Source organism: Streptomyces sp. TOM-9 (assembly GCF_056858595.1).
In genome coordinates this window covers 725,116-750,205 of sequence record NZ_JBXEQB010000001.1, presented here as the reverse complement: position 1 = coordinate 750,205, position 25,090 = coordinate 725,116, and the positions used below count along the sequence as shown (strand labels likewise).

The following is a 25,090-nucleotide window of genomic DNA, read 5'->3' as shown; positions in this document are numbered from 1 at the left end:
GAACATGACCCGTCACACCGTGGCCCCCAAAGGACAAGGCGGCCGCGGCGCCTTCCACCGGATCGCCGACGCGGTGCGGGCCGCCGCCGCCGGCGACGTGGTGGTGATCGCCCCGGGCACCTGGACCGAGGCCGTGGTGCTGGACCGCGCCGTCGTGCTCACGGCCGAGCACGGCCGCGGCAGCGTCGTGCTGGCCGCGCCTCCCGGGGACCGGCCCGCGCTGACCGTCGACGGCCCGGACTGCGCCGTGCACGGCGTCACCGTGTGGGGCGCCGACGACGGCGCCCCCGCGATCGCCGTCTCGCCGGGCGCCGGACTGGTCCTGGAGGACTGCGCCGTCGAGGGCGGCCGTATCCAGGCCCGCGGCCCGGAGGACGAGGAGAGCGGGACGACCGCCCTGATCCTGCGGCGCTGCCGCCTCGAACGCGCCCGGCTGGCCGGCCTGCACCTGGCCGGGGCGGTCCGCGCCCGGGTCGAGGACACCAGCGTCACGGGCGTGGACGGCACGGGCGTCGTGCTGTCGGGCACGGCCCGGCTGGACGCGACCCGGCTGCGCCTGGACCGTACGACGGGATCGGGCGTCCGGCTGCGCGGCAGCGCACGCCTGCGGCTCGCCGACTCCACGCTGACCGGCACCGGCCGGGCCGGGCTGCTGCTGGAAGAGGCGGCCGAGGCCACGGCCGGAGAACTGCGGATCGAGTCGCCCGGCGCGGCCGGTGTGCACGTGACCGGCACGGCGCGCGCCGAGCTCACCGACTGCCGGATCCGCGGCGCCTCCGCCAGCGGGGTGGTCGTCCAGGACAACGGCGTGCTCAACGCGCAGGGCTGCGCCGTCGCCGACGCCGGCGCCAACGGGCTGCTGGTCACGGGCGCCGCGCAGGCCCGCCTCGCGGACTGCCGGATCGACCGCAGCGCCTTCAGCGCCGTCCACCTGTCCGGCACGGCCACCGGGCAGCTGACCGACTGCCTCGTCCGCGACTGCGCCGAGCACGGCGTCCACGCGGCGGGCGAGGCCCGCCTCGAACTCGCGGACTGCGGGATCAGGAACGTGGCCATGACCGGCGTCGCCGTGGACGAGCAGGCCGTGGCGACGGTCACCGGCTGCCGCATCGACGACGTCGCGACGGGCATCGGCGTCGGCTCGGCGTCCGAGAGCAGGGTCGAGCACACCACGGTCACCGGCACCAAGGACATCGGGGTGCGGGTCGCGACCGGCGGTACCGCGGTCCTCACCGGCATACGGGTCACCGGGGCGGGCGCGGCGGGCGTCGTCGTCGACAAGGGAGCCGAAGCCACCGTCAACGGCGGCTCGGTGGAGGACTGCGCCGGCTCCGGCGTCGTCGTGTGGACCGGGGCCCGGCCCACGGTCGTGGACCTGCGCATCGAGAGGCCCGCCAAGAACGGCGTCTTCCTCGCCGAGGGCGCGGGCGGCACCTTCACCTCGCTCGACGTGTCCGGCTCCGGCTTCCCCGCGCTCCACGTGGGCGCGGGGGCGGACCCCGTACTGCGGCACTGCCGGATCCGCGACTGCGCGGACGCGCTCGGCACGGACGAGGGCGCGGCCCCGCAGCTCGAAGACTGCACCGTGGACGGCGTCCCGCTGACGTTCGGGGAACCCGCGGCCGCCCCGGCGGTGCCCGCCGCCCCGGGCGTACCAGGCGCCCCGCAGGCAGGGACGCGCCCGCAGGCCACCGCCGACGAGGAGGAAGCGCCCGAGGAGACCCTGGAGGACCTGCTGGGCGAGCTGAACGCCCTCGTCGGCCTCGACCGCGTCAAGCGCGACGTCGGCTCGCTGGTGAAGCTGATGCAGACGGTCCGGCGCCGCGAGGAGGCCGGGCTGCCCGCCCCGCCGCTCAGCCGGCACCTGATCTTCGCGGGCAACCCCGGCACCGGCAAAACCACCGTGGCGCGCCTGTACGGCAGGCTCCTGAAGGCGCTCGGACTGCTGCGCGAGGGCCACCTCGTGGAGGTCGACCGTACGGCCCTGGTCGGCGAGTACGTCGGCCACACCGGCCCCAAGACCACCGCCGCCTTCAACCGCGCGCTGGGCGGCGTGCTCTTCATCGACGAGGCCTACAGCCTCGCCCCGGTGGGCGCCGGGAACGACTTCGGCACGGAGGCCGTCGCCACCCTGGTCAAGCTCATGGAGGACCACCGCGACGACGTCGTCGTCATCGCCGCCGGCTACCCCGGCGACATGGACCGCTTCATCAGCTCCAACCCGGGCCTGTCCTCCCGGTTCGGCCGCACGCTCCTCTTCGAGGACTACGCCGCGGACGAACTGGTCTCGATCGTCGAGTACCAGGCCGCGGAGCACCAGTACGAACTCACCCCCGTCGCCCGCGAGGAGCTCACCCGCCTCTTCGAGCTCCTCCCGCGCGGCGAGGGCTTCGGCAACGGCCGATCCGCGCGCCAGATGTTCCAGGAGATGACCGAACGGCAGGCGCAGCGCGTCGCCGAGCTGGACGACCCGACCCCGGACCAGCTCATGGCCCTGCAGGACCAGGACCTCCCCCAGCCCGCGAACCGCGGCTGACCGCCCGGGGCCGCGTGGTGGTCCGCGTGTGCGTCCGGGCCGCGGGCCGCTCGTGGTTGTGGCGGCCCGACGACCTCGCGCAGCTCGTGGCGGCGTCAGTCGCCGGAAGCGGGAGCGGTGGGGGTCAGGCGGGTCTCCATCCGGGCCACCACCTGCTCCTGGGCGCGGCGGCGCGCGGCGGAGAGCCTGCGGTCGAGGACGAAGACCGGCAGGAGCCACGCCCAGCCCCACACGACCAGCCCGTGGGCGAGGTCCAGCGAGCGCAGCAGCGCGTTCGTGCCGTAGGCGAGGACGGCGGCGGCCGCCCAGGCAGGTGCCCGGTGACGGGCGAGCAGTCTAAGGGGCGCCTTCGCAGGGCCGGACAGTTCGGCGAGCGTGGCCGCCAGCACGGCGGCCCGGTGGTCCTCCGGCCGGCCCCGCGACCATGCCTCGGCGCGGTGCCGGGCCTCCTCCGCCGTGCTGTCGCGCAGGGCGTACGCGAGGTCGTCGCTCTGCGCCTGGGCGCTGCCCTGCTCCAGCTGGGCGGCCGCCGCCTGCATGCGGACGTCCTCCCACCACGAGCGCTGCGACCACCGCAGCGCCGCCTGGGCGCGCTCGGTCTCCGGGGCGTCGGGTGCGAGGCGCTCGAGCCGTTCCAGCAGGGTCCGCGCGCGGGCGGCCCGCCCGGGGTGCTCGAATGCGTCGGCGGCGAGGCAGAACTCGGCGTACCCGGCGAGCAGTCCGGGGTGGTCCGGCGCGAGTTCCAGTCCCGCCCGGAAGGCCTTCTCCGCCTCGTCGTCGTGGTCGTCCTCGTCCTCGCCGACGTGCCCGAGGGCCAGCCAGCAGTGGAGGTCGGCGGACGTGGGGTCCTGCTGCAGCCCTGCCCTGGCGGTCCTGCGGACCGCCGCGTGGCCGCCCGCGGCGTGGAGGTCGGCGCAAAGGCCCAGGTACTCGTCCGTCGTCGTCATGTGTCCCGCCCCTGAAATCGTGCGCCCCGGTCGGGGCCGCACCACTGTGTGGCATGCGAACGCGCACGTCAACGCGGATTCGGGGCTGCGGGACAGGGCGTCCTACAGGTCGAGCACCACGTCCGTGCGCGGCTGCGAGCAGCAGATGAGGGCGTTGCCCTCGGCGGGTTCGTCGACGGGCTCCGGCGCGTATGCGACACCGCCCGTCAGGACCTGGGTCTCGCAGGTGTGGCAGACCCCGGTGCGGCACGACCAGCGGGTCGGCACGTCGCACGCCTCCGCGAGTTCGAGGAGCGTGCCGTACGCCGGGTGCCACGGCACGCTCAGGCCGCTGCGGGCGAAGGACACCGACGGTCCCGTGGGCTCGCCGGGAGGGGCAGCGGGCGGGTGCGGGGCGCGGGCCGTCGCGTCGACCACGCCGGGGTTGATCGAGGACAGCGCGCCGAACGTCTCCCGGTGGATGCGGTCCGCGGCCAGTCCCCCCGCAGCCAGCGCCTCCGCCATGTCGTCCATGAAGCCCTGCGGTCCGCAGATGTAGGCGTCCGCGTCCGGCGGCAGGTCCAGCGCGGCGATCCGTGCCGTGTCGAGCCGGCCCGCCCCGGTGTAGTCGGCGCCCGCACGGTCGCTCTCGCGCGGCCTGCTGTAGGCGACGTAGGCGTGCGCGCCCGCCATCTTTCCCACCAGGGCCCGGGACTCCGCGGCGAACGGATGGCTCTCGCCGTCGCGCGCCACGTGCAGCCACCACACCTCGCGCCGGCCGCACGCGTCGGCCAGCGCGTACAGCATCGCCATCACCGGTGTGGCGCCCACCCCCGCGGAGAGCAGCACCACCGGCGTGTCACCCTCCCCGAGGACGAACGTGCCGCGCGGCGCGGCGACGTCCAGCAGGTCGCCTTCCCGCACGTGCCGCCGCAGGAAGCCGCTGCCCGCGCCGTGCGGCTCCTGCTTGACGCTGATCCGGTACTCCGCCGCGCCGGGCCGCCCCGACAGGGAGTACGTGCGGATCAGCGGCGGCCCGTCGGGTTCCGGCCGCATACGGACGGTGAGGAACTGGCCGGGCATCCCGGCCGGCAGCGGACTGCCGTCCTGCGCGGCCAGCGTCAGCGAGAAGATGCTGCTGCTCTCGTCCCGGACCCGGGCCACCCGTAGCGGGCGGAAGCCCGGCCACGCCGGGGGAGGGGCCGCCGTGCCGGTCAGTCCGGGGTTGCCCGCCGCGCCGCCCCCGTCCCCCGCCGGGGCGTCGAGCAGCGCCCGCATCGACGCCTGCCACCCCGGGCTCAGCGCCGGGATCCGCAGGGCACGCTCGACCTGGTCCCGGGGATGCCCGGGCAGGTACAGCAGCGCGTCGATGTCCGCGACGGTCATCGCCTCCGGCCCGGTCCCGAGCTTGACGATGTCGTCGCCCGCGGCGACCTCGCCCTCCTCCAGCACCCGCAGGTAGAAGCCGGGGCGCCGGTGGGCCACCAGCAGCGCGGCCATCCTGGGCTCGGCCATGCGCATCCCGACCCGGTAGCAGGTCACGCGCGGCTGCGTGACCTCGAAGACCGCGCCGCCGATGCGGTACCGGTCCCCGATGCACACCTCGTCGTCGGGCAGGCCATCCACGGTGAAGTTCTCGCCGAAGTTGCCGAAGGTCAGGTCGTCCCGCCCGAGCTCCTTCTGCCAGTGGCGGTACGAGTCCAGCTGGTACACCAGCACCGCCCGCTGCTCCCCGCCGTGCCCGCCGAGGTCGCCCTGCCCGTCGCCGTCGATGTTGAGCCGCCGGACCATGCGCGGTCCGGAGACCGGCTCCTTCCAGACGCCCGTGTACGTCGTCCGGCCCTGCCACGGCACGTTCTTGGGCATACCGACGCTCACGGCGACCAGTGTGGCCATGCGCCATCTCCCTCGTAGCGCGAGCCCCCGCCTCCCGGCCACCGTATTACGCCCATCGTGCCGCGCAACCCGGCCGAGGGGACGGTCCCCGGCGCCCCGGGGCGGGCCGTGCCCCGCGATCACCACGGCCTAGGGTGGGGATCCCGGCCCCGGCCGGGATTGCGGGCGGGCACGACGGTGTTGACCCACCCGACAGCCGCCGGCCCCTCGATGGACGGAGACCAGCACCACCCATGTCCACCACCGTTGATCACGCCCACCCCGCGGAGTCCGACGGCGAGCCCGCCCGGGCCGACGCCGCACCTGCCCTGGACAACCCGGTGTGGGCCGCCCTCACCGGCCCGCACGCCGGCTTCGCCGAGGTCCGCGGCCGAGCCGCCCGCTACCGGTCCGACGTGTCCGTCTTCGCGGGCCTCGCCGACCCGGCCGACCCCGCCGCCTGGGACGACCTGGCCCAGTTGCTCGGCCCGAGCGGTACCGCCCTGGTCACCGGCTCACCGGTGATCCCGGAGGGCTGGGAGGTCGTGGAGGGCGGCGAGGGCATGCAGATGGTCGACACCGCGCTCCACGCCGAGCACGCCCCGGAGGCCGTGCGCCTCGGCGCCGCCGACGTCGACGACGTCATGGACCTGATCGCCCGCACGCGGCCTGGCCCCTTCCTGCCGAAGACCCTCGAACTCGGCACGTACCTGGGCATCCGGGAGAACGGCCGGCTGATCGCCATGGCCGGGGAGCGCATCCAGCCGCCCGGCTGGACGGAGATCAGCGCCGTCTGCACCGACCCGGACCACCGCGGTCGCGGCCTGGCGACCCGGCTGATGAGCGCCGTCGCGGCGGGCATCAAGGAGCGCGGGGACACCCCGCTGCTGCACGCCGCCGCGAGCAACACCAACGCGGTACGGCTCTACGAGTCGATCGGCTTCAGCCACCGCCGTCGCACCCTGTTCCTGCTGGTCCGCGCACCGGGAGGCCGGGCCTAACCCCGGCCGGTCCGTTCCCGGTCCTCGCCCGCCCGGGCGGGGGCCGCGGGGCGGACGGTCCCGTCGGCGGTGCCGGCGGCCAGGGACCCGAGCAGGGCCAGCGAGCGCGCCGCCCCCGTTCCCGGCTCGGCGTGGTAGATCACCAGGACCTGGCCCTCGGCGCCGTTGACGCTCAGCTTCTCCCGGTACAGGTCCATGTCGCCGACCTGTGGGTGCCGCATCCGGGCGAGCGCGCCCTCGCGCCGGTGCACGTCGTGGCGCGCCCACAGCTTCCGGAAACGGTCGCTCTTCAGCGAAAGCTCGCCCACGAGCGCGGCCAGCCGGGGGTCGTCGGGATCGGGCCCGGCCACCGCGCGCAGACTCGCCACCGCGTTCACCGTGGCGGTCTGCCAGTCCCGGTGCAGCTCCCGCTCCTCCGGGTCCAGGAACGCCGCGCGGAGCCGGTTCACCCCCGGCACGTTGTTCGGCGACAGCGCCCGCGCCAGGGCGTTCGCGGCCAGGACGTCGAGGTACTTCCCCTGCACGAGTGCCGGCATCGGCAACTGCGCGAGCAACTGGAGGACGTGGCCCGGCACCTTCTCCTGCGCGGGGCGCCTGGTCCTGCGCGGCTTGGGTCCCACCAGCCCGATCAGGTACGCCGTCGCGTCGGCGTCGAGCCGCAGCACCCCCGCGAGCGCCTCCACGACCTGCACGGACGGATTGCGGTCCCGCCCCTGCTCCAGCCGGAGGTAGTAGTCCGAGCTGATGCCCGCGAGCATGGCGACCTCCTCGCGCCGCAGCCCCGGCACACGCCGCAGCCCACCGCTGTTGAGGCCGACGTCCTCGGGCCGCACGAGTTCCCGCCGGGCCCGCAGGAAGTCACCGATCACATTCGAGGCGTCCATGCGCCCCACGCTAGTTCGCCCCCCGCCCCCGTGCCTGGCCCTGCCGCCCCCAGGAACGGCCCGGCCGTGACCGTCTGGGACCATGGCGCATGGCTGACGAGAACCCGGGTCCCGCCCTCGGGGACGTGCTCGACGACGGGCAGGCACGGGCGCTGATCGGCGCCACCTCCGGCGCCGAGGACCTTCCGGTCGGCGGCGCGACGATGACCATCGGCTCCGCCGGGACGCTGATCATCGTGGACGCGGGGGAGGTACCGGGGCGCAGCGGTGTGTGGAACGCCTGGGAGGTCCGGCTGCTCGGCCCCGCGCCGGCTCGGGTGCTGGAGCGGCTCTGGGACCCGCCCGGTTTCCATCTGATGGTCCGCGTGGACGAGGGCCTGCTCCGCCTCGGCACGGGCCACGCGGAAGTGATCGGTTCGCACCTCCCGCCCGGCGGCACCGTGTACGAACTCGACGACTGCACAGTACGGCTGCAGACGTCCCTCAGCAGGGCGCTGCTCGACCGGGTCCGCCCGCCGCGCCCCGTCGCGGCCCGCCCCGGCCCGGAGTGGCTGGACGACGTGAACGGCGACCGTGCCCTCGCGCTGGAGCGGTTCGTCACGGGCTGGTACCCGGCCACCGACGGCGCCGCGAAGCCGCCGTTCGTGCCGGGCGGCTCCACCGACCTGCCCACCGCGCTCGCGCAGCTCTACCGGCTGGCCGTACGGCGCCCCGGAGTCCTGGGCGTCCAGAACCGCATCGTCGAGGACCCCCGTCGTGAGACCGACCGCTGCGGCGACATGTGTGTCTTCGGCGTCGAGAACCAAGGAGGGTTCCGCTGGTCCACGCTGTGGACGCCCGGTGAGCCCGAGGACGACCCGACCGTCTGGCACCGGGTGCACGACGAACCGCCGGTCGCCGAACTCGAACCGCTCAGCGGATTCCTCCTCCAGTTCGCCCTCTACGAGGCCGCGATGGGCGCCGACCACGTGGCGGTGGCGCACGGCATCACCGGAGCGGAGGTCGAGCCGCTCACCCGGGAACTGCGCCCGGTTCCCCTCCGGCCCTTCGAGCCCCGGGCTGCCAGGCGTTTCCACGTGGCACCCGGGCTCGTCCTGAGCGTCTCGAGAGGGCGGAGGGAGAACGAGTACGACGTTTGGGCCGGGGCCACCGACCGCGGTGCCCTGGGCCCCCTGCCCCACGACGGCGTCGGCTGGCTCGCCTTCGACGGGTGACCCCGCGCCGCGCGGGCTTCAGGCGCCGGCCTCCAGGCACACCACCGGTACGCGCTGGACGAGGTTGTTGGCGAAGCCGCCGCGGTTCCAGGGCTGTTCCAGCGGTTGGGTGTGGCCCTCCGCGTCGGTGGCGCGGACGCTGAGCACGTGGTGGCCGGGCGTCGCCTCCCAGGTGGTGTGCCAGTGCCGCCAGGCCCAGGGGTGGCCCTCGTCGCCGAGTGCGGCCGCCTGCCAGGTGTGGCCGCCGTCCGTGCTCGTCTCGACGCCGACGACCGGCGCGCGGCCGGACCACGCCCGGCCCTCCAGGCGCTGCGGGCCCGGCCGGACGACGCGGGTGCGCGTCATGAAGTCGGGGAAGCCGGGCGGCACCATGAGGGCGCGCGGCGCGATCCGGGTCACCGGCTCGCCCGGCTCATCGGGCTCCTGCCGGATGCGGTACGCGACGGACTGCTGGAAGCCGGTGAACGGGGTGTCGGTGAGGGTGATGTCGTGCAGCCACTTCACGTGCGCCATGCCGTACCAGCCGGGGACGACCAGGCGGACGGGGTGGCCGTGCTGCGGCGGCAGGGGCGCGCCGTTCATGGCGTACGCCACGAGGACCTCGGGGTCCTCGGCGGTCGCGGCCGCGACCGTCAGCGAGCGCTGGTAGTCCTGCTCGACCCCGCGCTCCACGCCGTGGTCGGCGCCCGTGAAGACCGCCTCGACGGCGCCGGGTTCCACGCCCGCCTCCCGCAGCAGCGTGCGCAGCGGCACGCCCGTCCAGTCGGCCGTGCCGACCGCCTCGTTCAGCCAGGGCTGGCTGACCGGGCGCGGGGTCAGTCCGGCACGGCCGTTGCCGGCGCACTCCATGGTGACCCGGTGCGTGACGGCCGGATACCGGCGCAGGTCGTCCATGGACAGCTCCAGCGGCGTACGGACCCTGCCGCCGATGGTGAGCCGCCAGGTCCGTGCGTCGGCCGGCGGGATGTCGAAGTGGACCAGCACGTAGTGAAGGCCGGGTGGTGTGACGTCGTAGCGCAAGGCCTCCAGGGGCAGCGCGTGGTTGCGGGCCGCCAGGCCCAGTTCGTCCATGCCGATGCCCTCGGCCGGGTCGGCCAGCCGGGACGCGGCGCTCACGTGCGCGATGTTCGGATCATCCACCCCACCAGTGTGCCCCGGCAGGTCACTGCCGGGCACGGTCGAGCAGCGCGCGCAGCACCGGACGCCGCGGCGACTCGCGGGGCAGGGCCCGCAGCGCCGCCTGCAGCAGGTCGACGTCGTCGTGGTTGCCCGGCCGGTCCAGCCAGTCGAGCAGCAGCCTGGCGTCGCCCCGGTCGCGCAGGGAGCGGCGCAGCCCGCAGTGGAGTTCCTCGCGCGCGTCGACGATGGCCGGGGCGTCCGAAGCGGGCAGCAGCGCCCCGGGGTAGCGGGCCAGGGCCCGGCGGTGGGCGCCGCGCGCGAGGAGGGCCCGGACCTCGTCCGCGTCCGTGGTGGCCGGCAGCAGCAGCCGGTACGGGCGCGAGCCCAGTACCTGCGGGCCGAGCAGCCGGCGCAGCCGCGACATCTCGGCCCGCATGGTGACCCGGGCCGATTCGTGCTCGTGCAGCCGGACCGCCAGAGCGTCGGCGCCCAGCCCCCGCGGATGCCGGGCCAGCAGGAAGACGATCTCCGAATGGCGCGGGCTCAGTTCGACCGTGCCGTACGGGGAGGTCAGCTGTGCCCGGTCGCGGGCCAGCACCTCCAGCCGGGCCGTCGCGGTCCCCGCAGCCGGTGCGGATCCGGGGGCGGCCGGCAGCACGCCGCGCAGCCGCAGCAGCCGCAGTTCGGCCTCCGCCGCAGCCACGGTGGCCCGCACCAGGGCCAGGGCGTGCGGCGCCGCGATGTGGTCGCCGCCGGTCAGGTCGATGACGCCGATGACCGCGCCGGTGTCCGGGTCGCGGACCGGGGCCGCCGAGCAGCTCCACGGGTGCACCGGACGGATGAAGTGCTCGCCCGCGTAGATCTGCAGGGGCCGCCCGAGCGCGACCGCGGTGCCGGGTGCGTTGGTGCCGGCCGCGTCCTCGGCCCACTCCGCGCCCTCGACGAAGCCGATCCGCTCGGCCCGCGCCGCCAGCCCCGGGGTCCCCTCGACCCACAGCAACCGGGCGTGCTCGTCGCCGACCCCCACCAACTGGGCGCTGTCCTGCGCCGGTTCCACGAGCAGGCTGCGCACGACGGGCAGCACCGCCGCCATCGGGTGCTGCCGCCGGTAGTCCCGCAGCTCCGCGGCGCCGAGCCCGGGGGAGCGGGGGCCGTCGGCCTCCGGGTCCACGCCGCGGCTGAGCGAGCGCTGCCAGGAGTCGCGGACGACGTCGCGCACCGGCCGCGGGGGGCGACCCGTCGTCAGGAACTCCTCGTGGGCGCGCGCCACGTCCCGTCGCAGGAGGTCCGGATCGGTTCCCGGCGGCCAGGCCGCGTAGGACGCCGCGTACGAGACAGTCATGGCCGTCCCCGGAAGTAGGCACGGACCGGTGCCCGGCGGCACCGGGTGGGGTGCTGCCGAGTGTAGTTCCGTGACTGCGCTCCGCCGCAACCCTGTTGCAACCTTGCGTGTCCTACGGTCGCGCCAAACGCCGTCCGCAACGGAGCGGGTGGCTCGCAATGGGAGGCCGCCCCATGACCCGGTACGCCAACCCCGGCTCCGACGACGCGATCATGAAGTACCAGCCCCGCTACGACCACTGGATCGGCGGCGAGTACGTGCCGCCCGCCCGCGGCGAGTACTTCGAGAACCCGACCCCGGTCACCGGCGAGACCTTCACCGAGGTCGCCCGCGGCACCGCCGAGGACGTGGACCGGGCCCTCGACGCCGCCCACGCGGCCGCGCCGGCGTGGGGCCGTACGTCGGTGACCGAGCGGGCCAACATCCTGAACAAGATCGCGGACCGCATGGAGGCGCACCTGGAGGAACTGGCCGTCGCCGAGAGCTGGGAGAACGGCAAGCCGGTCCGGGAGACCCTCGCCGCGGACATCCCGCTGGCCATCGACCACTTCCGCTACTTCGCGGGCGCCATCCGCGCCCAGGAGGGCAGCCTCGCCGAGATCGACGACGACACCGTCGCGTACCACTTCCACGAGCCCCTGGGCGTCGTCGCGCAGATCATCCCCTGGAACTTCCCGATCCTGATGGCGACGTGGAAGCTCGCCCCGGCCCTCGCCGCGGGCAACGCCGTCGTCATCAAGCCGGCCGAACAGACCCCGGCCTCCATCCACTTCTGGATGAGCCTGATCGCCGACCTGCTGCCGCCCGGCGTGGTCAACATAGTCAACGGCTTCGGCGTCGAGGCCGGCAAGCCGCTCGCCTCCAGCCCGCGCGTCGCCAAGGTCGCCTTCACCGGCGAGACCACCACGGGCCGGCTCATCATGCAGTACGCCTCGCAGAACCTGAGGCCCGTCACCCTGGAGCTGGGCGGCAAGAGCCCCAACATCTTCTTCGACGACGTCTCCAGCGCCGACGACGACTTCTACGACAAGGCGCTCGAGGGCTTCACGATGTTCGCCCTCAACCAGGGCGAGGTCTGCACCTGCCCGTCCCGCGCGCTGATCCAGGGCGGCCACTACAACGCCTTCCTCGAGGCGGCCGTCACCCGTACCGAGAAGATCGTCCAGGGCCACCCGCTGGACATCTCCACCATGATCGGCGCCCAGGCCTCCAACGACCAGCTGGAGAAGATCCTCTCCTACTTCGACATCGGCCAGCAGGAAGGCGCCAAGGTCCTCACCGGCGGCGAACGCGCCGACCTGGGCGGCGAACTGGCCGGCGGCTACTACGTCCGGCCGACCATCCTCGAGGGCGACAACCGGATGCGCGTCTTCCAGGAGGAGATCTTCGGCCCCGTCGTCGCCGTCACCTCCTTCGGCGACTTCGACGACGCCATCGCCACCGCCAACGACACCCTCTACGGCCTCGGCGCCGGCGTGTGGACCCGCGACGGCAGCACCGCCTACCGCGCCGGCCGCGCGATCCAGGCGGGCCGGGTGTGGACCAACTGCTACCACGCCTACCCGGCGCACGCCGCCTTCGGCGGCTACAAGCAGTCGGGCATCGGCCGCGAGACGCACAAGATGATGCTCGACCACTACCAGCAGACCAAGAACCTGCTGGTCAGCTACTCCCCGAAGAAGCTCGGCTTCTTCTAGGACGCCGCGTGAGGGGTGCCTGGCCCGGCCGGGCCAGGCACCCCCGTCAGGTGTGGGTGAGGCGGACGCAGGCCGCGGCGACTTCGCGGAGGTCGCCCGTGCGGCGCAGCAGGTCGCGTTGGACGCGGGCGCCGTTGCCGGTCTTGAGGAGTCCGGCGAGGGCGTCCTGCGCGGGGATCAGGTCGCCGTTGTCCTCCAAGGCGTCGCGTACGAGGTCGAACAGCGCGCGGACCACGGCCTCGGCCGGGGCGGGCTCCATGGTCACCGGGTGGACCAGGCGGCCGTCGATGCCCTCGCGGGCCGCCCGCCAGGTCGCCAGCCGCAGCAGGGCCACGGCGTGCGCTGACGGCGGCTCACCGGCCCGCCACGCGCGGGCCGCGGTCTCCACCAGCGCCCGCACCAACGTCGCCAGCAACGCGGTACCCGACGCGTCCAGGCACACGTCCGCGACGCGGACCTCGACGGTCGGGTAAGCGTGCGACAGCCGGGCGTCGAAGTACACCATGCCCTCATCACGGAGGGCCCCGGTGGCGATCATGGCCCGCACCTGCTCGTGGTAGGCGGCGGCGGAACCGAACGGTTCCACCGGCCCTGCCGACGGCCACCTGCCCCACACCCGGCTGCGGTAGCTCGCGTAGCCGCTGTCCCGGCCCTGCCAGAACGGCGAGTTCCCGCTGAGCGCCAGCAGCACCGGCAGCCAGCAGCGGATCCGGTCCAGGACCGCGACGCCCTCCTCGTCGGACTCCACCGACACATGGACGTGACAGCCACAGGTCAGCGTCTCCTGCGCGGTCAGCCCGTACCGCTCCCGCAGCCACCCGTACCGCTCCCCGGTGCTCAACTGCGGGCTCACCGGCAACGGCGACGTCGCCAGCGCCGCGACCGCGCCACCGGACTCCTCGGCGTGCCGTGCCGCCGCCGCCCGCCACCGCACGATCTCCGCCGCCAGGTCCTCCATCCGCGACTGCGGCCGGGTGGCGAACTCCACCTGCTGACGCTGCAGTTCCGCCTCGAACACCTGGCCGCCCGCCGTGCCGTCACGACGGGCCGACGCCAGCACCGCCGTCGACAACGCCCGCGGCTCCCCGGATTCCGCGTCCAGCAGCAGGAGCTCCTCCTCCACACCGACCGTGCGCAACGCTTCTCCTTCCCGGCAGCCGCGGGGGACGCGGACGCCTCAGGCAAGCACCGAATCGTCCTCCGGGCGGGCCCCCGGCAGCCGCAGCCGCGCCGCGATCAGCGCCGTGTCGACGTCCCGCGTGCCGGTCGCCACGCACAGCGTGTACGAGACGTCCGCCATCCGGCGGCGCACCTCGGGGTCCCCGGGGTCGAGCATCCTCAGCGTCTCGTAACGGTCGACCAGGTCGTTCAGCACGGCGGGGTGGGCCAGCAGCACATCGTCCTCCTGCGGGGCGGTTCATGGGATCAAGCCGCGTACCTGGCTGCCGCCTACCCCGGCTTCGTCCGGGCACGCAGGAGGAGCGCGGTGCGGGATCAGCGGCGGGTCCGCTCCGGCAGGGCGGTGACGATGATCTCGCGGGTCGCCGTGCTGTCCTCGACCGTGCGGAACCCGGCGAGGGCCAGCGCGTCCAGCACCGCCCTGTGGAGCGGGCGGCGGTGCGCCCCGGCCGGATGCCGCGCCGTCACATCGGTGCCGAGGAGGGTGCCCCAGCGCACGACCACGCCCCGCGGCCCCGCCTCCACGACGGGACGGTCCTCGCCGCCCGCGTGCCGTGCGAGCGGCAGGCCCGCGTCCAGCAGGGCCAGGCACACCGCCGTGTACAGGCGCCGGACGTCCGCCCCGAGGCGGTGGGCCGACGGGCGGGACGGGGTGAGCGCGGCGCGGTTGCCGGTGAGGTCGAGCAGCCGCAGGACGGTGTCGCTCGCGGCGGTCACGGTCAGCGTCCGGTGCGCGGCCATGGCGCGGTTGCGCAGCTCCAGCAGGGCGTTCAGCCCGGCGATGTCGCAGCCGGTGACGTCGCGCAGGTCCAGGTCGAGGCCGTCCCCCGCCTCCAGCGCGGCGAACAGGGCGCGGCGTACTTCCGGCGCGGTCGCGGCGTCGAGCTCGCCGATCAGGACGGCCTCGGTGCGCGCGGCGCCGTGGGGACTGAGCAGGATGGTCAGGCGCGTATGGGACTCGTGCTGCCCGGCGAGTTCGGGTCCCGCGGGGACGGAGTGCACCCGCAGATCGGGAAACCGGTCCGACATGCCGTACCTCCTGCACTTTCGCTGCTCGCCGGTGCGTGCGCGCACCATCTCGGCGTGGAGTGATCGGAAAACGTGAACGACACCCGGAGGCCCGCATGAACATTTCCGGGCAAAGGGGTGACATCGGCATGATATGTGCTGGAGGACGGGTTGGCGCCCGGTGTGCCGGGCGCGTCCGTCCTCGCGTCGCGGCGCGGCGGGGCCGCCCGCCCATCCGTCCGTCACCGCCGCCGCGGTGCTCGGCCGCGATCACGGGCCCTTACCTGCCTCCGTCCGTTCCACGTTCCGTCTTCCGCTCGCCCCCTCACCGCCCGCATCCCGGTCCGCACCGGCTCATGCGCGATCACCGACCCGTCCTGACGTGACCTCAAGCCCTGCCAGACCGGGCCGCGTTCGGCAGGATGGGTGGCATGAAGAAATCCTCCACGCCGCAGCCGGGCTCGTCCTGCCAGGGCTCCGCCCTGTCCCTGTGGTCCAAGGACTCGGTGCTCTCCATCGGCTCGGTGGGCTCCGTGCTCTCCATCGGTTCCGTCGGCTCGGTGCTGTCCGTCGGCTCGGTCGGCAGCGCCCTGTCCGCGGGGTCCATCGGTTCCGCCCTGTCGCTGCTGTCGACCGGCTCGTGGCTGAGCGTGGGCTCACTGCTGTCCGCCGGGTCGCGCTGGTCGGTCCTGTCCTGGCGCTCCTCGCACGGTTTCCGCTCCGCGGGCACGGCAGCCACCGTGGCCGGAGCGGCCGCGCTCGTGCTGCTGGCCCGTTCGGCGGGGGGCCCGCCAGCGGAGTGATCACGGGCCCGCCCGGCGTGCCGCGCCGTGGCCCGGGCGGGGTCCGGGGGTTTGGATGGGGGCGGCCGCCGACCGGTGGTCGTCGCATCCGACCTGGAGGCCGTCGTGCGTGTCCGCCCTGTCGCTGTGTCCGTCCTGTCCGCGGCGATGCTGGTGGCCGCGGCGCCCTCCGTGCAGGCCGCCGACGGCTGGACGCCGCACCGCGACGGCGGCCGGAGCGTACGGCTCGCCGTGTACGACTCCGGGCGCGTCGGCCACGCCGTGATCACCATCCACCGGGTCGGGCGCGGCTGGGAGGTCGACGCCCTCGTCACCAAGGAGGTCGACGACCCGGGCTGCATCTACCTCGCCACCGACGACGGTGAGGACGGCGGCCAGGGCCGGGAGATCGGTGCCCAGTGCGGCTCCGCCGACACCACCACCCGCATGATCAGCCACACGGAGTTCCGCCGGCTGGTCCTCGGCTGGGTCGACGGCGACGGCGTCCCCGTCAGCCGGCGCAGCGTCAGGCTCTGACGGCGTGCGCGGTGCCCACCGGTGTCCGCGACCTCGCCGGCACCGCTGGTCCGCGACCGTAGCGATGGGGTACGACTGCACGATGGACTGCGAGCGTTGCCTGGAACCCGTGATCGAGGGCCCCGAGGGCGGCTACGTGTGCGGCCTGTGCCTGTTCACGGTGGAACCCCCCGGGTACAACAAGCGTCGCGAGGAGGGGCTGCGGGCCGTCGCGGCCGAACGCCGCCGCCGTACTCTGGAACGCCGCGCCCGCAAGGGGCTGCCGGTCTGACACGGTGCCCGTCCGGCACGCTGCGGACCGGCCGCCCGACCCGGAGGCCATGGCATGGCCGGCGCGCCACGCCCTCCCGCTGAACGGCCTCGACGCGGGCGCGTCCTCGGCATCGGGCGCTGCCCTGCGCGCGGCCCGGGCCGGGCGTACGGCGCCGGCTCGCCGACCGCCCACTGCATGCGCCCCGCCGGAGTCGCGGTCCTGCCCCGGTCACCGCCGTACCGGCCGGGGACGACGACGCCCTCGCCCGCGTGACCCGGATCACAGGTCTCACCTGCATAGCGGGCCGCCCTCCGGCGTCTTTCCCATGACGTAAGGGCGTGGCGAGACCAGGGGGCGGTGCTGATGGGGGATTCCCGAACCGATGGGGGGTTCGACGAGTTCATGGCAGCCCGGTGGTCCGCCCTGTTCCACCTCGCCCGGCTGCTCACCGGGGGTGACCGGCACCGCGCCGAGGACCTGCTGCAGGAAGCCCTGGTCAAGCTGTGGTTCGCCTGGCCGCGCGTCGCGGACCAGGCGCCCGAGGCCTACGTGCGCAAGGTGATGGCCCGGGCCGCGGCCCGCTCGGCCCGGCGGCGTTGGTGGGGTGAGCGCCCCGTCGAGCACCTGCCGGAACCGCCCGCCGTCGGCGATCTCTCCGCCGCCGTTGCGGAGCGGTCCCGGCTGGAGGCCGCGCTGAGCCAGCTGCCGGCCGGGCAGCGCGCCGCGGTGGTGCTCCGCTACTACCAGGACCTACCGGAGGCGCAGGTCGCGGAGGCCCTGGGGTGCCCGCTCGGCACCGCCAGGTCCCACGCGGCACGCGGCGTGGCACGACTGCGCCGGATCCTGTCGGACGCCATCGAGCCGGTGGGCTGAAGGAGAAGCGATGGACGACTTCGAGCGCGAGCTGTCGCGCATGCTGCGCGACTCCGAGCAGTACACCCCCCTCGAGCCCCGGCACCGGGAACGGCTGCGTGACGGCCTACGGGCCCGCCGCCGCGCCCGCGCCGCCTGGCGGGCCGGCGGGTCGGCCGTCGCGGTGGCCGGCCTCGCCGTCGGACTGGCCCTGCTGCCGGGGGCCTTCGCCATGAACGAGCCCGCCGTCCCGGCCCCGCAGCCGGCCGGCACCCCGCGGGTGACCGGCACGCTCTCCCCGAGCCCCGACGGTCCGGCGAGCACGAGCACGAGCCCGGCTTCCCCGGCCATGGGCGAGGGCGGCGCCTACTCCTCCGCGACCGGTTCGGACGCGCCCTCGCCACCGTCCAGCGGCACCGGAGAGGTTCCCGCCAGCCGGTCCACCGGCGCCGATCCGTACAGCGGCCCCCCGACCGGGACGGCCACGAGCACCGCCACGAGCCCGCCGACCGGGAGCGCTCCGCCCAGCGGAACCCCGACTCCCTGATCCCGGGCCGCCTCCCGCCCGTCCCGCCTGCCTTCGGCATGCCCTGCACCAGTGAACAGAAGCGGACAGAACATGAGGAAAGACCGACCGGTCGCCGTGATGGAGCGCGCACCTCTCCCGGCCCGTCACCCCGACCCCGTCCTCGACGTCGTGGTTCCCGTGCACAACGAGGAGAAGGACCTGGAGCCGTCCGTCCGGCGCCTCCACGCGCACCTGCGCGACACCTTCCCGTACGCCTTCCGCATCACCGTCGCCGACAACGCCAGCACGGACCGCACCCCGCGGATCGCCGCACGCCTCGCGTCGGAGCTGCCCGAGGTGGCGTGGACGCGGCTGGCGGACAAGGGGCGCGGACGGGCGCTGCGCGCCGCCTGGTCGCAGTCGTCCGCACCGGTGCTGGCCTACCTGGACGTGGACCTCTCCACCGACCTCGCGGCGCTGCTTCCCCTGGTCGCGCCCCTGATATCCGGGCACTCCGACATCGCCATCGGCACCCGCCTGGCGCGCGGCTCCCGGGTCGTGCGCGGCCCGAAGCGGGAGATCGTCTCGCGCTGCTACAACGTCCTGCTGCGCTCGACGCTCGCCGTGCGCTTCTCCGACGCCCAGTGCGGCTTCAAGGCCGTGCGCAGCGACGTCGCCGAGCGGCTGCTGCCCCTGGTCCAGGACTCCGGCTGGTTCTTCGATACCGAACTCCTCGTCATCGCCGAACGCGCAGGGCTGCGCATCCACGAGGTCCCCGTCGACTGGGTCGACGATCCCGACAGCCGGGTGCGCATCGTCCCGACCGCCCTGGCCGACCTCCGGGGCATCGCACGCATCGGCCGCGCGCTCGCCACCGGCCGCCTCCCGCTCGCCGAACTGCGCCACGGCCGGGCGGGCACCGAGGCCCAGGCCGGGCTCCTCGCCCAGCTACTGCGCTTCTCGGCCGTCGGAGCCGTCAGCACCCTCGGCTACCTGCTGCTCTACGCGGCGCTGCGGCCACCCGCGGGCCCCCAGGCCGCCAACGCCCTGGCGCTGCTGGCCTGCGCCCTCGCCAACACCGCAGCCAACCGCCGCCTCACCTTCGGCGTACGCGGCCGCTCCGGCGCCGTACGCCACCATGCGCGCGGACTGCTGGCGTTCCTCGTCGGCCTCGCGCTCACCAGCGGCGCGCTGACCGCCCTGCACCATGCGGCGCCGGCCGCCGGCCACCGGGCCGAACTCACCGTGCTCGTCGCCGCCAACCTGGCCACCACACTGCTGCGCTTCCTCCTCTTCCGGTCCTGGGTCTTCCGCGGCCGGCGCGACCGCCGGACGGAATCCACCCCCTCATGACCAGCACGCTCGCCGTCGCCCCGGCCACGACCACCGCCGGCCCGTGTGAGGAGCCGTCCCGCACCGCCCGCTGGGGGCGCGCCGTCGCCGTCTACGGCACGCTCAAGCTCGCCGGTTTCGCCGTCTTCCTGTACCTGCTGGACCACACCGGCGACTTCCGCGCCAAGAACCCGCGCTTCGGCGGCGGCGCCCACCCCTGGGACGTCCTCGCCAGCTGGGACGGCTGGTGGTACCAGCAGATAGCCACCCACGGATACGATCCGGCGCTGGTCCCCGTACCGGGGGCGACCGGCCCGATCACCCTGGAGGGCAACTCGGCCGCCTTCTTCCCGCTCTACCCGGCCGCGATGCGTCTGGCCTCCGAGGTGACCGGCCTCGGCCCCTACGGGGCCGGGATGCTGGTCTCCGTCTTCGCCTCCTTCGTCGCCGCCCTCGGCGTGTACGCCGTCACCGCCCGCCTCGGCGGCCACCGCGCCGGGCTCTGCGCGGCCGGTCTGTGGGCGGTGTGGCCCGGCTCGGGCACCGAGTGGTCCGGCTACTCGGAGTCCCTGTACGTCGCCCTGGCGGTATGGGCCTGCCACGCGGTCATGAGCCGCCGCTGGCTCACGGCGGGCCTGCTCACCCTCACCGCGGGCCTGGCCCGGCCCACCGCCACCGCGCTGATCGGCGCCCTCGTCCTGGCCGGACTGCTCGCCCTGCGGCGGCCGCGCGCGGACGGCGTGGCGCGCCCGCTGACCGCGATCGTGGTCGCCCCGCTCGGCTTGTTCGGCTACCTCGGCTGGGTGGGCCACCGGATGGGCGATCCCGCGGGCTACTTCAGGCTGCAGGAAGGTGCCTGGGCCCACACCTTCGACTGGGGCAGGCACACCTTCGAGGTCTTCACCTCGGTACCGGTGGGCCGCTTCGACTACCTGTCCGCGTGCCCGGTCGAGGACATCGTGGGGGTCTGCGTCGTCGTGCTCGCCCTCGCCCTGATCCCGGCCCTCGTGCGGCTGCGGCCGCCGCTCGTCCTGGTCGTGTACACGGTCCTCACCGTCGTCACCGTCCTGGGAACGCAGCAGATCTTCGGCAACGTCTCGCGCTACCTGCTGCCCGCCTTCCCGCTGTTCGTGCCGCCCGCGCTGGCCCTCGCCCGCACCCGGCCCGTCGCGCGGGCCGCGCTGCTGGGCTTCGCCGCGCTGGCCTCCGGCTCGTACGCCGGATACGTGCTCTTCGAGCTGGGCGTTCCGTAGCCCACGGCGATGGTGGTGATCCAGCGCTCCCCCGAGCCCGGCGGCGACCACCACGTACGCGAGCACGACCGCGTCGACGGGCCCCCGGGCAGCCGGCCGGCCGGGCATCCGTGACCCGGATTCTCGGCGGGACGTTAGATCTGGGCGCCGGACCTCGTCCGGGCGAGGCGCGGAACCACGTGTTCTGGGCACCTCGCCCCGCCCCCCATCAGGGCCTTTCCCTCTGGAGCCGCCGATGTCGCCGACTTCCGCCATGCCCGCGTCCCCGTCCGCCGAGCAGCGCGGCAAGCGCCGCCTCGCCCTCGTGGGAGGCTCGCTGGGCAATCTCGTCGAGTGGTACGACTGGTTCGTCTACGCCAGCTTCGCCCTCTACTTCGCCGACTCCTTCGTCCCCGGTGACAACCCGACCACCCAGCTGATGAACACCGCCGGCATCTTCGCGGTCGGCTTCCTCATGCGTCCCGTCGGGGGCTGGGTACTGGGCCGCGCCGCCGACCGGCACGGCCGCAAGAGCGCGCTGACCCTCACCGTCACCATGATGTCCGTCGCCGCCCTGCTGATCGCGATCGCCCCGACGTACGGTCAGGCCGGTTACGCCGGCGCGCTCGTCCTGCTGCTCGCGCGACTGCTGCAGGGCATGAGCATCGGCGGCGAGTACGCGGCCAGCGCGACCTACCTCACCGAGGCGTCGGCCCGCAACCGGCGCGGTCTCGGCTCGTCCTTCCAGTACGTCTCGATGACGGCGGGACAGCTCCTGGGCCTGGCGATCCTGATCACCCTGCAGCACGTGCTGACCACGGACCAGTTGCACGACTGGGGCTGGCGCGTCCCCTTCCTGCTGGGCGCGGTCTTCGCCCTCGTCGTCTTCTGGATCCGGCGCAGGCTTGAGGAGACCGACGCCTTCGCCGAGGAGGCCGGCACCCAGGACGACGCCCGCGGCTCGCTCCGGCTGCTGTGGCAGCACCGGCGTCAGGCGCTGCTGGTCATGGCGCTGACCCTGGGCGGCACCGTCGCCTACTACACGTACACCACCTACCTCACCAAGTACCTCATCGGCAGCGCCGGCATGGCCAAGAACACCGCGACGCTGGTCAGTTTCACCGCGCTGTTCGTCTTCGCGCTGCTCCAGCCGCTGGCCGGTGCGCTGTCGGACCGGATCGGCCGCCGGCCACTGTTGATCACCTTCGCCGTGGGATGCACCTTCGGCACCTACCCGATCATGACGGCGCTCGGCTCGGCCTCCTCGTACTGGCCCGCGCTCGGCCTCTCGCTGCTCGCGCTCGTGATCGTCACCGGCTACACCTCGATCAACGCCGCGGTGAAGGCCGAACTGTTCCCGACCCGGGTACGGGCGCTGGGCGTGGCGCTGCCGTATGCGATCGCCAACGCCCTGTTCGGCGGCACCGCGGAGTACGTGGCGCTGTGGTTCAAGGACGCCGGTCACGAGACGGCCTTCTTCTGGTACGTCTCGGCGTGCGCGCTGGTCTCCCTCGTCACCTACGTCCTCATGCCCGACACCAGGAACGCCGCGCTCAGCCGCGCCGAGGAGGCGGCCGGGGACCCGGCGCCGCGGCCCGCACGGTCGCCGGCCGAGGGCGTGGTGCCGCAGGCGTAGTAGCGCCCCCACCGAAGTGTGCGGCCCCCGATCCCGGACGCGGCGCCGGGATCGGGAGCTCGGCGGTCGGTCAGCGGCGGACGACCTGCGGGGCTATGTCCTCGGTGAACGCCTCGCCCTCGGAGGACTTGGCGGTGAGGGCCTTGGCGGGGGTGGTGCCGCAGAAGGCGGCTTCCAGCGTGCCGCCGAGGATGGTGTTGACGGTTCCGTTGTTGGAGGTGTTGGCCATGGAGGTCATGCTGCGCTTCCCGTCGGCGGTGGTGAACGCGTAGGTGTAGAAGCCCTGGACGGTGCCGGTGTGGCCGTACACGGTGACGCCGCAGGACAGCTTCCTGGCGCGCAGCCCGAGCCCGTAGGACTGGGTGCCGTCGGCGTTGACCGGGACCATGGTCATCATCTGCTGGAGTTGGGCGGCGGGCACGAGCGTGCCGGAGACCAGCGCGGAGAAGAACCGGTTGAGGTCGTGGGCGTTGGAGATGACCGCGCCGGCGGACTGCGCCCAGGAGACGGTCTGTTCGGTGGAGTCCACCAGCGGCAGCGTGGTGTCGTCGGGCCGCAGGTAACCGTGGGCGTAGGAGCCGGAGATGGTGGTCTGCGGGTGGACGTAGGTGGTGTTCTTCAGGTTCAGGGGCTCGAAGATGCGCTGCTGGTACTGGGTGGCCATCGGCACGCCGGTGACGTGCTCGATGAGTTGCCCCAGGACGACGAAGTTGGTGTTGGAGTAGCTGTAGGCCGCGCCGGGCTCGTTGGTCGGCTCGTGGGCCGTCGACAGGTCGATCAGTTCCTGGTAGGTGAACACCTTGTTCCGTACCGATTCGAAGCCCGGGACGGTGAAGTAGAACATGTCGTTGGTGTAGTCCCACAGGCCGCTGCGGTGGCTGAGCAGATGCCGCACGGTGATCCGGTCGTCCGGCAGCGGCTGGGCCAGGTAGGTGTTCGCCGGTGCGTCGAGGTCGACACGCCCCTCGGCGACCAGTTGCATCAGCACCACCGTGGTGAAGGACTTGCTGACGCTGCCCACCCGGAACCGGCGGTCGGCGTCCATCGCGGTGCGGGCGACGGTGTCCGCCTGCCCGGACGAGATGCGGTAGCTCGTGCTGCCGGAGTCGATACGGGTCAGGGCACCCGGGGCGCCGTTGGCCATCGCCTGCTTCTGCACGGCCAGGACGGCGCTGACGGAAGGGGCGGGCAGGGATGAGGTGGCCGCGCCGGCGGGGGAGGCGGCCAGGACGGCCGTCGCGGTGCAGCCTGCGAGCACGATGCCCGCGTTCTTGATGCGCATGGTGGACTTTCTGGTCGGGAAACAGGTGACCGGTGGGGGGCGTCGCCTGACGCGGCGACTGCGGGCCCGGGAACGCGGGGACCCGGATCGTGCCGGGTCCTCCCGCCGGTGGCGAGGCGTCAGCCGATGGCCAGGGTGGCGAGGGGGCGGTGGCCCGCGTCGAAGACGGTGACGCTGTGTATGAAGGGGCTCCCCGGCAGCGGGAGAGAGGAAGGAAGCGGGCTGGTGGCGTACCAGGCGCCCCAGCCGGGGTGCCCGGGGAGCCGGACGACGGTGCCGGTGACCGCGCCGAGGCCGGTGACGACCCTGACCGTGGCCGCGTCGGCGGCGTCGTCCGGGGTGACGTACACCCCGGACAGGAAGTACCGGTCGCCCACCGTCTCGGCTTGCAGGCTCACGCTGGGCCGCGTGGGATCGATGTTGCCGTCGACCACGCTGCGGAACTGGTCCGGCTGGTCGGGAGTGGACCAGTGCTTGCCCTCCTCGGTGAGCCACAGGACCACCCCGGGAGCCGCGTTGACGCGCTCACCGGGCGACACGACCCGCGCCCACCCGCCCTTCGTGGCGGGGGCGCCGGCGGCCGCGGTGGCCTGTGACGTACCCGTGGACGCCGTGGACGGCGCCACCGCGTAGGCCACTGTCGGCACCCCTGCCAGAAGGGCCGCCGTCATCGTGGCCGTCGCTAACTTCTTCATCCGGGTCATGGACGAGACTCCTTGCAGACTGTCAAACGAACGCACCGGGGGCTCACATGCCCCCTCAACCTCTCAGACCACGGTTCGGCGAAGATCGGTTGACAGAACGCGCAGACTTTCCGGGTCGGCGGTGGTGCGCCACCCGCCGCGTCGGAACCGCCACGGCCTGGACAGGGGGCGTCCACGGATGCACGCGCCACCGGTCGAGGACGCCGACCGCACGGCCCACGCCCAGCGCGGCCACACCGCTGGGCGTGGGCCGGGCCTTGGACGCCCTGCGGTTCGTGCACGAGGCGGGGTTCGTCCTGCTCGACCTCGAACTGCCGTACCTGGACAGGCTGGAGCTGCTGCGGCGGCTGCGTACCGTCTGAGGTGGCCTGCGTGCTTCGTCGACACCCCGTCCAGGTCGACGAATGGCCCCCGGTCATCGACCTGGTCAGCGGGGCGCGGGGAACCCGTTTCCACGGGAGGGCCGGGACTTCCCGTCGAGCTCACGCTCCGCGGTCGCAGTCCGACTGCGGAGCTGCGTCGATCAGGTCCGCGGCAGCCCCCGTACCCCGGACGGTCGTTGAGGCGTCCCGCGGCGGTCAGCGGCAGAGTGCCCGCAGCACCATGTCCGCGTAGCGGTGCCAGACCGATGGTTCGCGTTCCTCGAGCCGCACCAGCTGCAGGGCCGCGCCGCACAGGAGCACCCGCAGATCCAGTGGCGTGGTGTCCTCGCGCAGCGTCCCCGCCGCACGCGCGGTCTCCATGGCCTCGGTCAGCGACTCCAGGACCGACACGGCGGCCGGGGACGCCCCGTCCGCCAGGCGCTCGGCGAGCAGGCGGTCGTGGGCCAGGACGTCGAAGAGCGCACACACATGGCGGCGGAAGACCTCGTCGGGGCCGGTCTCGTCCCGGGCCTCCGCGGTGCGCCGCTCGAGCTCCTCCAGGCTCAGCCGGGTGATCGTCTCCAGCAGGTCCTCCTTGGTGGGGAAGCTCCGGTAGACGGTCGCCTTGCCGACCTGGGCCCGCGCCGCGATCTGGGGGACGGTGGCCAGGGTGCCGCGTTCGCGGAAGACGTCGACCGCGGCGGCGACCACGCGCTCGTGGTTGCGGCGGGCGTCCGCCCTTCGCGGTGACGTGGACGTCTGCCGGTCCGGGTCGGGCGGGTTCACAGGGCTCATGGGACGGGTGGCCTGTCTGGGTTCGATGAGGGGC

At 74.0% G+C, this 25,090-nt stretch carries 23 protein-coding genes; 12 read left to right on the top strand and 11 right to left on the bottom strand.

The genetic code is table 11. The features are described 5' to 3' along the window. The first annotated feature begins 4 nt into the window (after positions 1-4). Positions 5-2,536, top strand: a complete 2,532-nt coding sequence (locus AC1VWI_RS03465; RefSeq protein ID WP_499509411.1) for a right-handed parallel beta-helix repeat-containing protein — start codon at positions 5-7, stop codon at positions 2,534-2,536. Positions 2,537-2,631: 95 nt separating this feature from the next. Here the strand turns inward: AC1VWI_RS03465 and AC1VWI_RS03460 are convergent, their stop codons facing one another. Both AC1VWI_RS03460 and AC1VWI_RS03455 read right to left on the bottom strand, forming a co-directional pair. Next, complete coding sequence (locus AC1VWI_RS03460) at positions 2,632-3,483, bottom strand: hypothetical protein (protein WP_499509410.1); 852 nt, start codon at positions 3,481-3,483, stop codon at positions 2,632-2,634. 102 nt (positions 3,484-3,585) lie between these two features. Further along, positions 3,586-5,358 carry an MOSC domain-containing protein gene (locus AC1VWI_RS03455; RefSeq protein WP_499509409.1) on the bottom strand — a complete coding sequence of 591 codons (1,773 nt, stop codon included), beginning with the start codon at positions 5,356-5,358 and terminating at the stop codon, positions 3,586-3,588. 233 nt (positions 5,359-5,591) lie between these two features. Between AC1VWI_RS03455 and AC1VWI_RS03450 the strand changes: the two genes are divergently transcribed. Next, on the top strand, positions 5,592-6,338 hold the full coding sequence (locus AC1VWI_RS03450) for a GNAT family N-acetyltransferase (protein ID WP_499509408.1): 747 nt from the start codon (positions 5,592-5,594) through the stop codon (positions 6,336-6,338). Here the strand turns inward: AC1VWI_RS03450 and AC1VWI_RS03445 are convergent. Beyond that, positions 6,335-7,222 (bottom strand): helix-turn-helix domain-containing protein, encoded by an 888-nt coding sequence (locus tag AC1VWI_RS03445; protein WP_499509407.1) that lies wholly within the window; start codon positions 7,220-7,222, stop codon positions 6,335-6,337. The genes AC1VWI_RS03450 and AC1VWI_RS03445 overlap by 4 nt on opposite strands. An 89-nt stretch (positions 7,223-7,311) precedes the next feature. Here AC1VWI_RS03445 and AC1VWI_RS03440 point away from each other — a divergent pair, with 89 nt between their 5' ends. Further along, positions 7,312-8,436 carry a hypothetical protein gene (locus tag AC1VWI_RS03440; RefSeq protein ID WP_499509406.1) on the top strand — a complete coding sequence of 375 codons (1,125 nt, stop codon included), beginning with the start codon at positions 7,312-7,314 and terminating at the stop codon, positions 8,434-8,436. An 18-nt stretch (positions 8,437-8,454) separates the two neighbouring features. Here the strand turns inward: AC1VWI_RS03440 and AC1VWI_RS03435 are convergent, their stop codons facing one another. Both AC1VWI_RS03435 and AC1VWI_RS03430 read right to left on the bottom strand, forming a co-directional pair. Then, entirely contained in the window at positions 8,455-9,507 is a 1,053-nt protein-coding gene (locus AC1VWI_RS03435; protein ID WP_499516707.1) for a sulfite oxidase, read from the bottom strand. 91 nt (positions 9,508-9,598) lie between these two features. Beyond that, on the bottom strand, positions 9,599-10,897 hold the full coding sequence (locus tag AC1VWI_RS03430) for a GAF domain-containing protein (protein ID WP_499509405.1): 1,299 nt from the start codon (positions 10,895-10,897) through the stop codon (positions 9,599-9,601). 173 nt (positions 10,898-11,070) lie between these two features. Here AC1VWI_RS03430 and exaC point away from each other — a divergent pair, with 173 nt between their 5' ends. Next, complete coding sequence (gene exaC / locus AC1VWI_RS03425; RefSeq protein ID WP_499509404.1) at positions 11,071-12,594, top strand: acetaldehyde dehydrogenase ExaC; 1,524 nt, start codon at positions 11,071-11,073, stop codon at positions 12,592-12,594. 46 nt (positions 12,595-12,640) lie between these two features. Here exaC and AC1VWI_RS03420 read toward each other — a convergent pair whose 3' ends face one another. The 3 genes from AC1VWI_RS03420 to AC1VWI_RS03410 form a co-directional block, all read right to left on the bottom strand. Next, a complete protein-coding gene (locus tag AC1VWI_RS03420) occupies positions 12,641-13,732 on the bottom strand; it encodes a glutamate--cysteine ligase (RefSeq protein WP_499509403.1) in 1,092 nt (363 codons plus the stop codon). A 39-nt stretch (positions 13,733-13,771) separates the two neighbouring features. Then, positions 13,772-13,990 carry a DUF5133 domain-containing protein gene (locus tag AC1VWI_RS03415; protein ID WP_499509402.1) on the bottom strand — a complete coding sequence of 73 codons (219 nt, stop codon included), beginning with the start codon at positions 13,988-13,990 and terminating at the stop codon, positions 13,772-13,774. A 98-nt stretch (positions 13,991-14,088) separates the two neighbouring features. Continuing rightward, on the bottom strand, positions 14,089-14,802 hold the full coding sequence (locus AC1VWI_RS03410; protein ID WP_499509401.1) for an STAS domain-containing protein: 714 nt from the start codon (positions 14,800-14,802) through the stop codon (positions 14,089-14,091). 410 nt (positions 14,803-15,212) lie between these two features. On the opposite strand from AC1VWI_RS03410, the gene AC1VWI_RS03405 reads away from it, so the two are divergent. From AC1VWI_RS03405 to AC1VWI_RS03370, 8 genes are all read left to right on the top strand, one after another. Further along, positions 15,213-15,584 carry a hypothetical protein gene (locus tag AC1VWI_RS03405; RefSeq protein WP_499509400.1) on the top strand — a complete coding sequence of 124 codons (372 nt, stop codon included), beginning with the start codon at positions 15,213-15,215 and terminating at the stop codon, positions 15,582-15,584. Positions 15,585-15,689: 105 nt separating this feature from the next. Then, complete coding sequence (locus tag AC1VWI_RS03400; RefSeq protein WP_499509399.1) at positions 15,690-16,100, top strand: hypothetical protein; 411 nt, start codon at positions 15,690-15,692, stop codon at positions 16,098-16,100. An 82-nt stretch (positions 16,101-16,182) separates the two neighbouring features. After that, positions 16,183-16,371 carry a hypothetical protein gene (locus AC1VWI_RS03395; protein ID WP_143681789.1) on the top strand — a complete coding sequence of 63 codons (189 nt, stop codon included), beginning with the start codon at positions 16,183-16,185 and terminating at the stop codon, positions 16,369-16,371. 345 nt (positions 16,372-16,716) lie between these two features. Next, the gene (locus tag AC1VWI_RS03390; protein ID WP_499509398.1) at positions 16,717-17,226 is read left to right on the top strand and encodes a SigE family RNA polymerase sigma factor; all 510 of its coding nucleotides are present in this window, start codon (positions 16,717-16,719) and stop codon (positions 17,224-17,226) included. Positions 17,227-17,236: 10 nt separating this feature from the next. Continuing rightward, positions 17,237-17,752, top strand: coding sequence for a cellulase (locus tag AC1VWI_RS03385; protein ID WP_499509397.1), 516 nt, complete (start codon positions 17,237-17,239; stop codon positions 17,750-17,752). Positions 17,753-17,824: 72 nt separating this feature from the next. Further along, a complete protein-coding gene (locus AC1VWI_RS03380) occupies positions 17,825-19,066 on the top strand; it encodes a bifunctional glycosyltransferase family 2/GtrA family protein (protein WP_499509396.1) in 1,242 nt (413 codons plus the stop codon). Beyond that, positions 19,063-20,298 carry a putative hexosyltransferase gene (locus tag AC1VWI_RS03375; protein WP_499509395.1) on the top strand — a complete coding sequence of 412 codons (1,236 nt, stop codon included), beginning with the start codon at positions 19,063-19,065 and terminating at the stop codon, positions 20,296-20,298. Before AC1VWI_RS03380 ends, AC1VWI_RS03375 begins: the two co-directional genes overlap by 4 nt. A gap of 253 nt (positions 20,299-20,551) precedes the next feature. Beyond that, a complete protein-coding gene (locus tag AC1VWI_RS03370; protein WP_499516706.1) occupies positions 20,552-21,913 on the top strand; it encodes an MFS transporter in 1,362 nt (453 codons plus the stop codon). 70 nt (positions 21,914-21,983) lie between these two features. Here AC1VWI_RS03370 and AC1VWI_RS03365 read toward each other — a convergent pair whose 3' ends face one another. From AC1VWI_RS03365 to AC1VWI_RS03355, 3 genes are all read right to left on the bottom strand, one after another. Next, entirely contained in the window at positions 21,984-23,195 is a 1,212-nt protein-coding gene (locus AC1VWI_RS03365; RefSeq protein ID WP_499509394.1) for a serine hydrolase domain-containing protein, read from the bottom strand. Positions 23,196-23,314: 119 nt separating this feature from the next. After that, complete coding sequence (locus AC1VWI_RS03360) at positions 23,315-23,899, bottom strand: hypothetical protein (protein ID WP_499509393.1); 585 nt, start codon at positions 23,897-23,899, stop codon at positions 23,315-23,317. A gap of 578 nt (positions 23,900-24,477) precedes the next feature. Continuing rightward, complete coding sequence (locus AC1VWI_RS03355) at positions 24,478-25,056, bottom strand: TetR/AcrR family transcriptional regulator (RefSeq protein WP_499509392.1); 579 nt, start codon at positions 25,054-25,056, stop codon at positions 24,478-24,480. Positions 25,057-25,090: the final 34 nt, after the last annotated feature.

Coding starts and splice junctions, on each gene's coding strand:
- AC1VWI_RS03465 (WP_499509411.1), top strand. CDS start 5: ATGACCCGTCACACCGTGGCCCCCAAAGGACAAGGCGGCCGCGGCGCC.
- AC1VWI_RS03460 (WP_499509410.1), bottom strand. CDS start 3,483: ATGACGACGACGGACGAGTACCTGGGCCTTTGCGCCGACCTCCACGCC.
- AC1VWI_RS03455 (WP_499509409.1), bottom strand. CDS start 5,358: ATGGCCACACTGGTCGCCGTGAGCGTCGGTATGCCCAAGAACGTGCCG.
- AC1VWI_RS03450 (WP_499509408.1), top strand. CDS start 5,592: ATGTCCACCACCGTTGATCACGCCCACCCCGCGGAGTCCGACGGCGAG.
- AC1VWI_RS03445 (WP_499509407.1), bottom strand. CDS start 7,222: ATGGACGCCTCGAATGTGATCGGTGACTTCCTGCGGGCCCGGCGGGAA.
- AC1VWI_RS03440 (WP_499509406.1), top strand. CDS start 7,312: ATGGCTGACGAGAACCCGGGTCCCGCCCTCGGGGACGTGCTCGACGAC.
- AC1VWI_RS03435 (WP_499516707.1), bottom strand. CDS start 9,507: ATGGACGAACTGGGCCTGGCGGCCCGCAACCACGCGCTGCCCCTGGAG.
- AC1VWI_RS03430 (WP_499509405.1), bottom strand. CDS start 10,897: ATGACTGTCTCGTACGCGGCGTCCTACGCGGCCTGGCCGCCGGGAACC.
- exaC (WP_499509404.1), top strand. CDS start 11,071: ATGACCCGGTACGCCAACCCCGGCTCCGACGACGCGATCATGAAGTAC.
- AC1VWI_RS03410 (WP_499509401.1), bottom strand. CDS start 14,802: ATGTCGGACCGGTTTCCCGATCTGCGGGTGCACTCCGTCCCCGCGGGA.
- AC1VWI_RS03405 (WP_499509400.1), top strand. CDS start 15,213: ATGAAGAAATCCTCCACGCCGCAGCCGGGCTCGTCCTGCCAGGGCTCC.
- AC1VWI_RS03395 (WP_143681789.1), top strand. CDS start 16,183: ATGGACTGCGAGCGTTGCCTGGAACCCGTGATCGAGGGCCCCGAGGGC.
- AC1VWI_RS03390 (WP_499509398.1), top strand. CDS start 16,717: ATGGGGGATTCCCGAACCGATGGGGGGTTCGACGAGTTCATGGCAGCC.
- AC1VWI_RS03385 (WP_499509397.1), top strand. CDS start 17,237: ATGGACGACTTCGAGCGCGAGCTGTCGCGCATGCTGCGCGACTCCGAG.
- AC1VWI_RS03380 (WP_499509396.1), top strand. CDS start 17,825: ATGAGGAAAGACCGACCGGTCGCCGTGATGGAGCGCGCACCTCTCCCG.
- AC1VWI_RS03375 (WP_499509395.1), top strand. CDS start 19,063: ATGACCAGCACGCTCGCCGTCGCCCCGGCCACGACCACCGCCGGCCCG.
- AC1VWI_RS03370 (WP_499516706.1), top strand. CDS start 20,552: ATGCCCGCGTCCCCGTCCGCCGAGCAGCGCGGCAAGCGCCGCCTCGCC.
- AC1VWI_RS03365 (WP_499509394.1), bottom strand. CDS start 23,195: ATGCGCATCAAGAACGCGGGCATCGTGCTCGCAGGCTGCACCGCGACG.
- AC1VWI_RS03360 (WP_499509393.1), bottom strand. CDS start 23,899: ATGACCCGGATGAAGAAGTTAGCGACGGCCACGATGACGGCGGCCCTT.
- AC1VWI_RS03355 (WP_499509392.1), bottom strand. CDS start 25,056: ATGAGCCCTGTGAACCCGCCCGACCCGGACCGGCAGACGTCCACGTCA.